This window comes from Pseudundibacterium arcticum, from assembly GCF_042646465.1.
Classification (GTDB): domain Bacteria; phylum Pseudomonadota; class Gammaproteobacteria; order Burkholderiales; family Burkholderiaceae_D; genus Undibacterium_A; species Undibacterium_A arcticum.
The window spans coordinates 184,323-195,990 of sequence record NZ_JBHRTP010000054.1; the positions used below are offsets into that span (position 1 = coordinate 184,323).

Below are 11,668 nucleotides of genomic sequence, written 5' to 3' on the forward strand. Positions count from 1 at the left end.
AAACTCCTGTTCTATAGAGTGGTGTTCGCTCACGCGCTGAACGCAGGCATGACTTGATTGATGAACAGTTCAAGCGATTTCTTTTTGCGCTCGAAACTCATATGGCTGTCGATCCAGAAGCTGTACTGATCATAGCCCAGGCCTTCATACACTTTCAGGCGCTCCACCACTTGCTGCGGCTGGCCGATCACCAGGTTCTTGCGCATCATTTCGGGCGTGTAGTTCGGGAACGACGCAATATCCTCAGCGGTGAGCGTCTCGATAAAACCTTGCTCTACCGGGCGCGCATTTTTGAACAATTTACTGAAGTAGCAATAAAACGACCCCAGATCCTTGGCACCTTCCAGCACTTCAGCTTCATCCTCACCGACGAAGGTATGCATCAGCATCATGATTTTCGGACGCGGAATTTCCGGATGGGCGGCACAGGCGTTGTTGAAACGCTCCATCAGGCTAGTCACCTCGGTGTCGCCGGCTGCCAGTGAAGTCACCTGCAGATTACATTTGTTGGCTACTGCAAATTCATGCGAATTCGGGTCGCGCGCGGCGACCCACAACGGTGGCTGCTTTTGGACCGGACGCGGCTGCGGCGTGGTCGTCGGAAATGACCAGAATTCACCCTGGTGCGCATAATCGCCTTCGAACAGTTTTTGCAGGGCTGGCACCATTTCACGCAAACGTGCGCCGGCACCAAATGCATCCAGGCCAGGATGGAGCCGTTCATATTCAAACGAGTACGCACCGCGCGCAATCCCGATATCTAGACGGCCATTGGACGCGAGATCGGTCATCCCGGCTTCACCGGCCAGTTTGATTGGGTGCCAGAACGGGGCAATCACGGTGCCGGTGCCGAGCCGGATTTTTGTGGTCTTGGCCGCCAGATAGGCCAGATTCACGAAAGGATTGGGCGCGATGGTGAATTCCATGCCGTGGTGCTCGCCTACCCAGGCGGTCTCGAATCCGCCCGCCTCTGCAATCTGCACCAGCTCGGTCATCTCATCAAACAACGCGCGCTGTGATTTTTCTTTGTTGTAACGCTCTATATGGAGTAGCAGTGAAAATTTCATGATTGGTAAACTCCTTAATTCGTTCCGATAGGTAAATGTCGCTCTTGCATTACGCCGATTTTGCCAATGGCTGCACCGATCCGCTATTGGCGTCGCCGACATAGACCCCAAACGCGTCTTCACTGCGTTCTTTCACGTAACGCCGCAACATCGAGCTGACCGCTTCATCCTGCAAACGATCCCAGGGAATCGCGTCCAGCGGCACCATTCGCACCGCGCCGTCCTGCGGCAACTCACCGATCACCTGGCCGCGGTAATACACGTGTACCACACCGGTTTTTGCCCCGGCATCTTCAAATACGGCAAACAGGAAGTCCAGTTGCGCATCGATCTTCATCTTGCTCAATACGCCGCGCAAACTAGTCGGGTCGGAAGTCGGGTCGAGTCTGGTGCCGCTCGGCAAATTGAACACATGCTCCGATGTCTCCAGCATGACGATGCCGCCGTGGCTTTCCAGAATCGCGCCGACGCGGGCGCTGGTTACCGCGGCCATCGCATCTTGCGACAGGCTAAAGGTCAGGTAGCCGCCGCGGCAGTAGCCGAGCGGGCTGGCTGAAGAGGTCGAAAAGCCAACTACTCGCCCCAGCAGGATGATGTGATCGCCGGCTTCGATTACTTGATAGGTTTCGCAATCAAACCAGGCTGCAGCCCCGTCCATGATCGGGCTGCCGGTCACACCTTTATGCCAGGCCACCTGTTCAAACTTGTCCGGCGACTTGGAAGCAAACACGCCGGACACGTTTTTTTGATGTTCGGCCAGCACGCTGATCGAGAAATGCGAGGTGCCAGAAAAAACCGGATAGCTCGATGCCACCTTGCCGATGCACACCGATACCAGCGGTGGTGTCAAGGAAACCGAGCTGAAGGAATTAGCGGTAAAGCCACGCGGCGTGCCATCTTCCTGGGTCGTTGCCACCACCGTCACGCCAGTGACAAACGATCCGAGTGCCTTGCGAAACTCCATCGTATCTATCGTTGATGCGGTCATTGCATTCGTCTCCTTGCCGCTTGCTGTATGCAGCACTGTATTTTCTGATGGTGTTGTAGTGTTGATGAACATGCTGAGATGGCGGTTGACTTCGGCTGCTGCGGTCAGACTCATCATGTGGCGCTCGCCCGGGATAACCACCAGTTGGGCGTTGGGCGCAGCCTGCGCCATCGCTGCCGACATCGCCGGGCTCGAATTCAGATCGCATTCACCGGTCATGAATAAGGCCGGCGCTTTCAAGCCAGGCAGACTATGCACATGAATCTGGTCCGAGCTTGCGAATAAATCGTAAGTTCTGGCATAGCCAAGCGTATTGATCGATTGCAGCAGTGTATGCACCAACTCGGCGACATCGGTCAGCGCGGCCGGGGTCGAATTACCGAACCAGCGCTCCATGGTCGAATCGACGGTCGCCGCAATACCGATGTCACGCAAGGTTTCGGCGCGCTGCATCACCGCCTTGCGCTGCTCGGCAGTACGCGCATAAACCGCATTCAAGGCGGCGACTTTGGTGGTGCGCTCCGGGTAGCGGATCGCGAACTCAAGTGCAATCAGCGCGCCCATCGAATGGCCGACGACGACGGCTGCCTTGATCTTTAAATGATCGAGCAAGTCCGCCAGTTGCTGTGCATACATCTGCAGCGTGACGCCTTCCGGCGGCAGCTTGCTGTCGCCGTGGCCCAGCATGTCATACACAATGACTTGATACTGCCCGGCAAAGGCGGCGATCTGGGGAGCCCAGACCACCTTGCCCATGCCGACCCCGTGGATGAAGACTAACGGCTGCCCGGCGCCATACACCGTGAATGCGGTACCGTTGGCGACGCCAGCATTCACCGGCTGTGGCAACAGGCTATCAGGCTTCATCGTTGCCAAGTTCCTTCATATCCTGGTAGCGGTCGCCAATCCGATGATGTGGCCGGCCACCGACCGAAGCACCCAATGCCACCAGAATCTCGTCATGCGCCGGTGCATCATTTATCGAAAACTGGATAGTCAGGTAGTGCGAGCGCATGCCTTCGTCATCCTTGTGCATCATCGGAATCGCTACTGGGCAGTTGGGGCCGCCGCGCACATTGGTGAAGCTGAGGAAACTCTTCGCGCCCACCGCCTGGCGATAATGGTTACCAAAACGCAGGGTATGGATCAGCGCCGAAGCATGCTCGACTTCACCGGATGTGCCAACCACGGCGGCCTTGCCATACGCCTCGACGGCGGCGCCGGAGCCTACCATCTCAATAATTTTCTTGGTCAACAGTTCGCCCAGCACTGGTGCAATCGCGTGAATCTCGGGTTTTAGATCCTCGACAAATCCGCGTCCGAACCATGGGTTCTTGAGCACGACTGCCGCTGCAAACATCTTTAGCGGCTGTCCCGCTTCCTTGCCACCCTCGATCAGGGTTTCTTCCATGTAAGTCACAACTTTACGAATTTCGAGTCCCATCTTGATTTCTCCTTGAGCCGTTGATCATTGCGTTGGTTGGAATACGTATTACGGTATTACTGTATACCACTAAATTAGCCAAGTCAATTTATTTGTATTATGGTATGCCAAAAAATTGATTGAAAATCCTCAGAGAGATCGTATCGATCCTTTCCATAGGGAGTCACTGCGCCGCGGCAACCATGTTGGACGGCATCAGCAGCCCATACCTTGCAATCCAGAAAATATTGGTTACATAAAACATACCGACAAAAAAGATTCCACCGGGCACTTTTTGAAAAGCATGCTGTCGAAGCAACACAGACAGCGAAAAAAGCCCAATATGCCCATCAAAAATGCCATAAAAGCAACAAAATCATGGTCATTTAGAAAAATCCTGCTTTCCGGCTTGCTGGCGGCCTGTGTAGCGGCGATCTTGCTTACCGGGTCGATCTTCCACGTCACGACGACGATCATGGAAACGGCGAGTACCGTCTCGCACACCTACGAACTGATCGGCAGTATTAAAAAACTGCAACTCGATCTGGCCGATATTGAATCCGGCGAGCGCGGTTACGTGATTACCGGGGATCAGAACTATCTTGCCACCTATAACATCGCGCTCCGCACGATCCAGAACCGCATCGATGCCATTGCGACGCTGACCGCACGCAATCCGGCACAGCGGGCCAGAATCAGCAGGATTGAACGTCTGGTTCCCGCCAAATTGAAAACCATCCAGATCATCGTCGACACGCGCAACGCCGGTGCGATCGATGCTGCCTTGCTATTGGTGTCGATGGAGCAGGACAAGCTGGAAATGAATCGGATACGGGCCGTGCTGGATCAGATGAAGGCGGCGGAGAGCGCGTTTCTGACCGAGCAGATCGCGGCGCGCGATGATGCCTACCGCAATTTCTGGTGGAGCTTCGGCGCGCTGGTGTCGGCCATGTTTGCCGGCGCCATCTGGCAATATCGGCAGCTGCGCAAAATCATGCGTCTCAAGGAAGAGGCCGAGCAGCGCATCCTGCATCTGGCGGAACATGATGCGCTGACCGGTCTGGCGAATCGCCGCCTGCTGCGCGCCCGGCTTGATCTGGGCATCGCGTACGCGAAGCGCAACGGCCAGATGCTGGCGGTGATCTTCCTTGATCTGGACGGCTTCAAGCAGGTCAACGACAATCTGGGGCACGAGGCTGGTGATGAGCTATTGAAGGCGGTATCGCAGCGCTTGCAGCAAGCGGTTCGCAGCAACGATACGGTTGCGCGGCTGGGCGGCGACGAATTCGTGGTGGTGCTGTCGGAGGTAGCGGATCTGTCGGTCGCGACCGCCGTCGCCAACAAGCTGATCCAGGTGTTGGCGCTGCCGCATCGGATCACCGGCAGGGATGTGCAGATTTCTGCCAGCATCGGCCTCAGCAACTATCCGAACCATGGCGATATCGCCGACATGCTGCTCTCCAAGGCCGACAAAGCGTTATATCAGGCCAAGGCGGCTGGCAAGAATCGGTACAAGATGGCGGCCTAGGGTTTGTTAGCGATGGGCGGTGGGCTGAGGTCGAACCGGAAATTCTGTACCCTCAATCAATTCAAACACCGCCATTCCAGCCAGCATAGCCCCGACGAATATAAACGCCTTCAGTTCACCGGTGCCGAGTGCTACCAGCGCCGGTCCCGGGCAAAAACCGGCAAGCCCCCAACCTATGCCGAAAGTCAGGCTGCCCAGCACCAGGGGTTGGTCAATCCGATTTGCTGTTGGCAGCAACATCGGCGTTCCCAGCAGCGAGGGGTCCCAGTTGCCGGCGATATCCAGGAAAGCCAGGACTTTTGCGGGATTGAACATGCCGGAGACGATCAATCCGATCCCGAATAGCAAGCCGGTGCACAAGGCGATAAATATCTGCATGACTATCCCTGAAATGACAGCAGGTGGCGCACCACGAAGACGCTGCAGAACCCGGCAGCCATGAAGCACAGCGTGGCGACCAATGACCGCCGCGAGAGGCGTGACAGGCCGCATACTCCGTGACCGCTGGTGCAGCCCGACCCATATCGCGTGCCCAACCCGACCAATACTCCGGCCAACGTCAAGGTCGGATAGCTTGCGTCTATTGCAATCGGCGGCATCAGGCTCAGGCCGCCGTAGATCACCGGGGCCAGGATCAGACCTGCCACGAAGGCTACGCGCCAGCCGAGATCGCCCGCCCGTCTTTTTAGCGACCCGCCCACGATGCCGCTGATCCCCAACGCGCGCCCGTTGAGCAAATGTTTGTACATATAATGATGGGCGAAACTGGAATGAAAGAGGATTGCATGCAGCCCACTATTGAGGGATTTTTCGACGACGACACCTCGACTGTGACCTACGTCGTCTACCACCGGGAAAACGGTCAGGCCGCCATCATCGATCCGGTGCTCGATTACGATCCCAATGCGGGGCGTACCCATACCCTCAGCGCCGACAAGGTAATTGCCTTTATCCGCGCAAAGTCGTTATCGGTTGCCTGGATACTGGAGACCCATGCGCACGCCGATCATCTGTCAGCGGCACGCTACCTGAAGAAAATATTGGGCGGCCAGATTGCGATTGGCAACAGGATTGCCCAGGTACAGGGCGTATTCAAGAAGATATTCAACCTGGAGCCCGAATTTCACCTTGATGGCTCGCAGTTCGATCACCTGTTCGAACACGATGAAATTTTTCAGGTCGGACCGCTGCAAGCTCAGGCATTGTTTGTGCCGGGCCACACGCCGGCCGATATGGCTTACCGGTTTGGAGACACCATCTTCGTCGGCGACACCTTGTTCATGCCGGATGTGGGCACAGCCCGCTGCGACTTCCCCGGTGGCGATGCCCATGCCTTATATCGTTCGATCCAGAAACTGCTGAGCTTTCCGGACACAACCCGGCTCTACATGTGCCACGATTATCCGCCGCCCACCCGCCCGCCGCACTGGATAACGACGGTCCGGGCGCAGCGCGACAGCAATATTCATGTCCACGACGGTATTACCGAAGAGGCATTTGTTAAGATGCGCGAGGCACGCGATGCAACGCTCGGGATGCCGGTACTGATCCTGCCCTCGATCCAGGTCAACATCCGCGCCGGGAACTTGCCGCCGCAGGAAAGCAACGGCGTCAGTTATTTGAAAATCCCGCTCAACGCCCTGTGAACAGAACGCAGAACGAGCGCGCGACTTGCAAGAATCGCACATGATGGATTGACCGGGTAACCCTCGCGGAGCAAGGCATGAATTTTATTGAGCAAAATCTCGATCAGGTATGGCAATGGGCCAGTATTGCTGCGAGCCTGATCGCGTTTGGCTGCTATGAGTTGTATCTGCGCAAAGCGGGCAGCACGGCACCGATGAAGACCGCGCGCAGTGCGCATGCCGCGATCCGCCGGCAATGGATCAAGAGTGTGATGGGGCGGCCCGGCGCCGAGATCCTGGTGATCCAGACCTTGCGCAATTCGGTGATGGCGGGCAGTTTCATGGCGTCGACCGCGGTGCTGGCGCTGTCCGGAACGCTGACCTTGAGCGGCTTCGGCAATGCGGAAAGCCGGCTGTGGCATCTCGGCACGCCGCTGACACCGCAGGATGCGCTGGCGGCGCTCAAACTATTGATGCTGGCTGCCAGCTTTTTCGTCTCGTTTCTGTTTGCGGCGATGGCGGTGCGCTTTTTTAACCATGCCGGTTATCTGATCACGACCGAGGTGCCGGTGGTCGAACTGCCCGCCCGGCAGGCGCTGGCCGCCGCCTATCTGAATCGCGCCGGCCATTATTACAGCATCGGGTTGCGTGCATTTTTCGCCTGCGTACCGTTCCTGGCTGGCCTGTTCAGCACCTATCTGATGTTGCCGGTGACCGTGCTGCTGCTGGTGATACTGCACGGCTTCGACCGCATCCCGACCGCTACCGATCTGGATTGATTATTGGACAGTATATGCAAACTTCCCAAAAATTTACTGCTGAACCAAGCTTCGCCTTGCAGAGTATCTACATGGGAAGCAGCCGATTTGACTGCACGCCCGATCATTGCGCTGAAGTACGGCGATCCTGACTGGAAAACATGAGCGCCCACTTCCCGATCCTCGAAACCTCGCGCTTGCGCCTGCGCGCACTGACGCCGGCCGACGCGCCGGCGCTGCTGCGGATTTATTCCGACGCCGAAACGATGCGCTGGTTCGGCGTCGATCCCATGCAGAGCGTCGAAGAGGCAGAAAGAATCATCGATGCCTTCAACACCTGGTTCGTCGCGTCCAGCGGCATCCGCTGGGGCCTGGTATTGCGCGACCATCAGCGCGGCAGGATGCACGACAAAGGTGATCTGATCGGCACTTGCGGCCTGTTCCGCTGGAGCAAGAACTGGCGCCACTGCGCGCTCGGATACGAACTGGCGCACGACTGCCATGGACAGGGCTACATGCGGGAGGCACTCACCGAAGTGCTCAATTTCGGTTTCACGGCGATGGATTTACATCGCGTTCATGCCGAGATCCATCGTGACAACCTGGCCTCGATACGGCTGGTGCAAGGGCTCGGCTTCCGTTTTGAAGGGGTCCATCGCGAGACCGCGTATTGGGGCGAGCAATGGCATGACCTGGGCTCGTATTCCTTGCTGGCTCAGGAGTGGCGCGAAGAGTGCTGACAAGCCCCACGGCGTTGCAGTGTTATCCCCAAAAACCGCGAAATACTGCGAAATCAGCCGTTGCGCGTCTATATTTAGCCGTTTCTCACGTAACTCTGCTGAAACGCACAGCGCTGCAGATCGGAAAATAGTCGCCCTCAAATCCGAAGCGGGCATGCCTTGTAAATATCAATACATAATGTAGAATAATCTACATGGATATTGAAAAACACGGTTGGCTACTGCTGGTGGCCAGTTTGCCGACCTCGGGTGCAACACCGAGGATGCGCCTGTGGCGGGCGATCAAATCCCTCGGCTGCGCCGCGTTGCGAGATGGCGCTTATCTGTTGCCTGCGGCCCCAAACCATGAAGCAGCGATGGCGGAACTGGCGGAGCAAACGAACCGCGAGGGCGGTCAGGCTTGGGTGGTGGACGTCGCTCCTCGCTCGCGGGAAGACCAGGCTGCATTCATGGCGCTGTTTGACCGCATGGGCGAGTACGCCGAACTCGCCGGGCAGTTAAGCCAGGCCAGAAAGATTCTGGCATCCCAAACCCCAGTTGAAGTCATCAAGCTGGTGAAGAAGCTCCGCAAGGAGCTCGACAATATCCGCCGCATCGATTTTTTCTCCAGCGAATCATCCCTGAGCGCCGAGGCCGCGTGGTCCGACTTTGCGGAGGCTGCCAATGCGCTGCTGTCACCGGATGAGCCACATGCGGCAGAGCGCCCGATTGCACTGCGCAATCCCGCTGATTATCAGGGCCGCACCTGGGCCACGCGGCGCAATCTGTGGGTCGACCGGGTCGCGAGCGCGTGGTTGATTCGGCGCTTCATCGACCGCAAGGCCAGCTTCCTTTGGCTCGACAGTCCAGCCGCTTGCCCGCCGGACGCGTTGGGTTTTGACTTTGATGATGCCGCATTTACACACGTCGGCGACCGGGTCACCTTTGAGGTACTGCTGGCGAGTTTTGGACTCGAAGCCGACCCGGGGCTGGCCAGGCTCGGCGCACTGGTTCATGCGCTCGACGTTGGCGGCAGTTCGACGCCAGAGGCGGTCGGCTTCGAGGCAATCGTCTCGGGAGCGAGGACCCGGCTGAACAATGACGATGCGCTGTTGGCCGAGATCGGGACCGTGCTCGATTCCCTGCTGGCGCATTTCAACCTGGAGAGCACCACATGACCGATTCCCCAACCATTCCGCAATACACGCTTGGGCAGATGGTGTTGTACATGCTGCGTCTCGGTGCGCTCGGCTTCGGCGGGCCAGTGGCCTTGGTCGGTTACATGCAGCGCGACCTGGTCGAGGAGCGCAAATGGATACGTCCGGAAGACTACAAGGAAGGTTTGGCCTTGGCCCAACTGGCGCCCGGCCCGCTGGCGGCGCAGCTTGGAATCTACATGGGTTACGTCCATTACCGGATTCTGGGCGCCACCCTGGCCGGGCTGGCTTTTGTCATGCCATCGTTCTTGATGGTGGTCGCGCTGGGCTGGGCCTATGTGCGCTTTGGCGGCTTGTCCTGGATGCAGGCGGTGTTCTACGGTGTCGGCGCGGCGGTGATCGGCATCATCGCGATCAGTGCCAAGAAGCTGACGGTCAAGAGCGTCGGCAAGGACAAACTGCTGTGGGCCATCTACCTGCTGCTGGCAGCGGTCACGGTGATCACCGAATCCGAAATAGCCTGGTTATTCATTGGTGCAGGCGTGTTGGTCTGGCTGTTGCGGGCACCGCCGAAATGGCTGAGCAAAACCAGCGTTCATGCCGCCAGTCTGGCGCAGCTACCGGTGGCAACCGGCTGGTTGGGCGGATTGGATGTGTCGGTGCTGAGCCAGATCGGGATTTTCTTTGCCAAGGCCGGCGCCTTCGTATTCGGCTCGGGACTGGCCATCGTGCCTTTTCTGTACGGTGGCGTCGTCACGGAACACCACTGGCTGACCGATAAACAGTTCGTCGATGCGGTAGCGGTGGCGATGATTACGCCGGGGCCGGTGGTCATCACCGTCGGCTTTATCGGCTACCTGATTGCGGGAACGTCCGGCGCCACGGTCGCTGCACTGGCGACGTTTTTGCCGTGCTACCTGTTCACGATCATCCCGGCCCCCTACTTCAAAAAATACGGCAAGTTGCCCGGTGTCATCGCCTTCGTCGACGGCATCACGGCCGCCGCGATCGGCGCCATTGCCGGCTCGGTGATCGTCATCGCCCGGCGTTCGATTGTCGATGTACCGACCGCCGCAGTCGCGCTGGTCACCGTGCTGTTGCTGTGGAAATTCAAGAAGCTGCAGGAGCCGGTGATCGTCGTCGTTGCCGCCCTGGTCGGCCTGGTTTTGTACCCGCTGCTACATACTTGAAGGAGCGAATCATGCAATGGATAACACGCGAGCGACCCAAGATTGACCGGATAGCCTGCCCTTGGCTCATCGCCCGCTTCATCGACCAGGAACCGGAGTTTCTGTACGTGCCGGCCAAGGAAGTGTTGACGGAGGCGGCACGCAGCGGCGCGATCCCGTATGACATCCCGGGTGCCGAGTTGTCGCATGTGGGGGACTTGTGCAGTTTCGACGCTTTCCTGAAAAAATATGCGTTGACCGATCCGGCACTGCAACAGCTCGCCGCCATCGTCCGCGGCGCTGACACCTCGCGGCTGGACCTCACGCCGCAGTCACCTGGGCTGTATGCCTTGTCGCTGGGATTGTCGCAAGTCTTCGTCGACGACCAGGAAATGCTCAAGCATGGGATGGTCATGTATGACGCGCTGTACGCGTGGTGCAAGCACTGCCAGGCCGAGACCCATCAATGGCCGCCTTCGATTAGCTGATGGCGTCAGCCTGCCCGCGCCGGATCGACATCAGCTTTGCATTGAGCAACCAGCATGTGATTCGCTCAATAAAAAACCACCCGTGACTGAGTGGTTTTTTTTGAGGGGGGTAGCGAACTAAGCCGGTCCGGATTGGCAGTTGAACCAGTCCGGTCAGCACTCGCCCTTCTTCGCATGTCCCGGTGGGCAATGGTAGCCGCGACGGTCATCGTCACGGTCACCACGATGACCATGACGATCACCGTCATCATCGTCATCATCATGGTCGCGATGCTTGGAGCGCTTCCAGCCACCCTGCTTCAGGCGCCAGCTGCCGCCGTCGCGATCCCAAACCGGTTGCTCGTAGACCATGCCGACGCGCGCGCGCTCCCAGTGGCCCGGTTGCCAGACATGGCGATAGCCGTCCCAGTTCCAGAAACCGGTGATCCAGATGTTGCCGACCCGTGGCGGCGGCGGCGGTTCGTAACGCGGCGGCGGCGGTTCGGAATTGATATTGATGCTGAAGCCGATCTGCGCATGCGCCTGCGCCGGCGCAAAAGCGGCAGCGCTGACGGCAATGACTGCGGCCGCTAACAGAGGTAGTTTCATGCTGGATCCCGTGGTAGTTTCTTTGAGGCAAACATTATGCCGCAGCGGCCTGATCGGTGCTGGATTTATTACAGATTCCAACATCCCTGCCAGCCTTGAGACGTTGGATATACTTGCCGCACAGACGCCTGTCATCTCATTAAAATAAAGCGATTATC

General features: G+C 58.0%; 14 protein-coding genes and 1 pseudogene. 8 read left to right on the forward strand and 7 right to left on the reverse strand.

The features are described 5' to 3' along the window. Positions 1–29 precede the first annotated feature (29 nt). The 4 genes and pseudogenes from ACFOFO_RS17365 to ACFOFO_RS17380 form a co-directional block, all read right to left on the reverse strand. Complete coding sequence (locus ACFOFO_RS17365) at positions 30–1,067, reverse strand: LLM class flavin-dependent oxidoreductase (protein WP_390332163.1); 1,038 nt, start codon at positions 1,065–1,067, stop codon at positions 30–32. Between the two features lie 49 nt (positions 1,068–1,116). Beyond that, a complete protein-coding gene (locus ACFOFO_RS17370; RefSeq protein ID WP_390328162.1) occupies positions 1,117–2,055 on the reverse strand; it encodes a flavin reductase in 939 nt (312 codons plus the stop codon). A 96-nt stretch (positions 2,056–2,151) separates the two neighbouring features. Next, positions 2,152–2,922, reverse strand: a pseudogene (locus ACFOFO_RS17375) (alpha/beta fold hydrolase); the annotation flags it as partial. Then, positions 2,912–3,499: an amino acid synthesis family protein gene (locus tag ACFOFO_RS17380; RefSeq protein WP_390325627.1), complete on the reverse strand. Its 588-nt coding sequence runs from the start codon at positions 3,497–3,499 to the stop codon at positions 2,912–2,914. The pseudogene ACFOFO_RS17375 and the gene ACFOFO_RS17380, both read right to left, overlap by 11 nt. Before the next feature lie 322 nt (positions 3,500–3,821). Here ACFOFO_RS17380 and ACFOFO_RS17385 point away from each other — a divergent pair, with 322 nt between their 5' ends. Continuing rightward, a complete protein-coding gene (locus tag ACFOFO_RS17385) occupies positions 3,822–5,006 on the forward strand; it encodes a diguanylate cyclase domain-containing protein (RefSeq protein ID WP_390325630.1) in 1,185 nt (394 codons plus the stop codon). Positions 5,007–5,012: 6 nt separating this feature from the next. On the opposite strand, the gene ACFOFO_RS17390 is transcribed toward ACFOFO_RS17385, so the two are convergent. Together ACFOFO_RS17390 and ACFOFO_RS17395 are read right to left on the reverse strand one after the other, a co-directional pair. After that, positions 5,013–5,384, reverse strand: coding sequence for a DUF6691 family protein (locus ACFOFO_RS17390; protein WP_390325633.1), 372 nt, complete (start codon positions 5,382–5,384; stop codon positions 5,013–5,015). Between the two features lie 2 nt (positions 5,385–5,386). Next, the gene (locus tag ACFOFO_RS17395; protein ID WP_390325636.1) at positions 5,387–5,755 is read right to left on the reverse strand and encodes a YeeE/YedE family protein; all 369 of its coding nucleotides are present in this window, start codon (positions 5,753–5,755) and stop codon (positions 5,387–5,389) included. A 36-nt stretch (positions 5,756–5,791) separates the two neighbouring features. Here ACFOFO_RS17395 and ACFOFO_RS17400 point away from each other — a divergent pair, with 36 nt between their 5' ends. From ACFOFO_RS17400 to ACFOFO_RS17425, 6 genes are all read left to right on the forward strand, one after another. Then, positions 5,792–6,652, forward strand: a complete 861-nt coding sequence (locus tag ACFOFO_RS17400; RefSeq protein WP_390325639.1) for an MBL fold metallo-hydrolase — start codon at positions 5,792–5,794, stop codon at positions 6,650–6,652. 77 nt (positions 6,653–6,729) lie between these two features. Then, the gene (locus tag ACFOFO_RS17405) at positions 6,730–7,410 is read left to right on the forward strand and encodes a DUF599 domain-containing protein (protein WP_390332165.1); all 681 of its coding nucleotides are present in this window, start codon (positions 6,730–6,732) and stop codon (positions 7,408–7,410) included. 140 nt (positions 7,411–7,550) lie between these two features. Beyond that, the gene (locus ACFOFO_RS17410) at positions 7,551–8,129 is read left to right on the forward strand and encodes a GNAT family N-acetyltransferase (RefSeq protein ID WP_390325642.1); all 579 of its coding nucleotides are present in this window, start codon (positions 7,551–7,553) and stop codon (positions 8,127–8,129) included. 194 nt (positions 8,130–8,323) lie between these two features. After that, the gene (locus tag ACFOFO_RS17415) at positions 8,324–9,286 is read left to right on the forward strand and encodes a chromate resistance protein ChrB domain-containing protein (protein ID WP_390325644.1); all 963 of its coding nucleotides are present in this window, start codon (positions 8,324–8,326) and stop codon (positions 9,284–9,286) included. Further along, positions 9,283–10,455, forward strand: coding sequence for a chromate transporter (locus ACFOFO_RS17420; RefSeq protein ID WP_390325645.1), 1,173 nt, complete (start codon positions 9,283–9,285; stop codon positions 10,453–10,455). Before ACFOFO_RS17415 ends, ACFOFO_RS17420 begins: the two co-directional genes overlap by 4 nt. Before the next feature lie 11 nt (positions 10,456–10,466). Beyond that, positions 10,467–10,922 (forward strand): chromate resistance protein ChrB domain-containing protein, encoded by a 456-nt coding sequence (locus ACFOFO_RS17425; RefSeq protein WP_390325647.1) that lies wholly within the window; start codon positions 10,467–10,469, stop codon positions 10,920–10,922. A gap of 153 nt (positions 10,923–11,075) precedes the next feature. On the opposite strand, the gene ACFOFO_RS17430 is transcribed toward ACFOFO_RS17425, so the two are convergent. Beyond that, positions 11,076–11,510 carry a hypothetical protein gene (locus ACFOFO_RS17430; RefSeq protein WP_390325649.1) on the reverse strand — a complete coding sequence of 145 codons (435 nt, stop codon included), beginning with the start codon at positions 11,508–11,510 and terminating at the stop codon, positions 11,076–11,078. Between ACFOFO_RS17430 and ACFOFO_RS17435 the strand changes: the two genes are divergently transcribed. Continuing rightward, positions 11,509–11,658, forward strand: a complete 150-nt coding sequence (locus ACFOFO_RS17435; RefSeq protein ID WP_390325651.1) for a hypothetical protein — start codon at positions 11,509–11,511, stop codon at positions 11,656–11,658. The two genes, ACFOFO_RS17430 and ACFOFO_RS17435, sit on opposite strands and share 2 nt — an antisense overlap. Positions 11,659–11,668: the final 10 nt, after the last annotated feature.

Excerpts from the sequence above, each read along its gene's own strand:
- ACFOFO_RS17365 (WP_390332163.1), bottom strand. The coding sequence starts at position 1,067 with ATGAAATTTTCACTGCTACTCCATATAGAGCGTTACAACAAAGAAAAA.
- ACFOFO_RS17370 (WP_390328162.1), bottom strand. The coding sequence starts at position 2,055 with ATGACCGCATCAACGATAGATACGATGGAGTTTCGCAAGGCACTCGGA.
- ACFOFO_RS17380 (WP_390325627.1), bottom strand. The coding sequence starts at position 3,499 with ATGGGACTCGAAATTCGTAAAGTTGTGACTTACATGGAAGAAACCCTG.
- ACFOFO_RS17385 (WP_390325630.1), top strand. The coding sequence starts at position 3,822 with ATGCCCATCAAAAATGCCATAAAAGCAACAAAATCATGGTCATTTAGA.
- ACFOFO_RS17390 (WP_390325633.1), bottom strand. The coding sequence starts at position 5,384 with ATGCAGATATTTATCGCCTTGTGCACCGGCTTGCTATTCGGGATCGGA.
- ACFOFO_RS17395 (WP_390325636.1), bottom strand. The coding sequence starts at position 5,755 with ATGTACAAACATTTGCTCAACGGGCGCGCGTTGGGGATCAGCGGCATC.
- ACFOFO_RS17400 (WP_390325639.1), top strand. The coding sequence starts at position 5,792 with ATGCAGCCCACTATTGAGGGATTTTTCGACGACGACACCTCGACTGTG.
- ACFOFO_RS17405 (WP_390332165.1), top strand. The coding sequence starts at position 6,730 with ATGAATTTTATTGAGCAAAATCTCGATCAGGTATGGCAATGGGCCAGT.
- ACFOFO_RS17410 (WP_390325642.1), top strand. The coding sequence starts at position 7,551 with ATGAGCGCCCACTTCCCGATCCTCGAAACCTCGCGCTTGCGCCTGCGC.
- ACFOFO_RS17415 (WP_390325644.1), top strand. The coding sequence starts at position 8,324 with ATGGATATTGAAAAACACGGTTGGCTACTGCTGGTGGCCAGTTTGCCG.
- ACFOFO_RS17420 (WP_390325645.1), top strand. The coding sequence starts at position 9,283 with ATGACCGATTCCCCAACCATTCCGCAATACACGCTTGGGCAGATGGTG.
- ACFOFO_RS17425 (WP_390325647.1), top strand. The coding sequence starts at position 10,467 with ATGCAATGGATAACACGCGAGCGACCCAAGATTGACCGGATAGCCTGC.
- ACFOFO_RS17435 (WP_390325651.1), top strand. The coding sequence starts at position 11,509 with ATGCTGGATCCCGTGGTAGTTTCTTTGAGGCAAACATTATGCCGCAGC.
- ACFOFO_RS17430 (WP_390325649.1), bottom strand. The coding sequence starts at position 11,510 with ATGAAACTACCTCTGTTAGCGGCCGCAGTCATTGCCGTCAGCGCTGCC.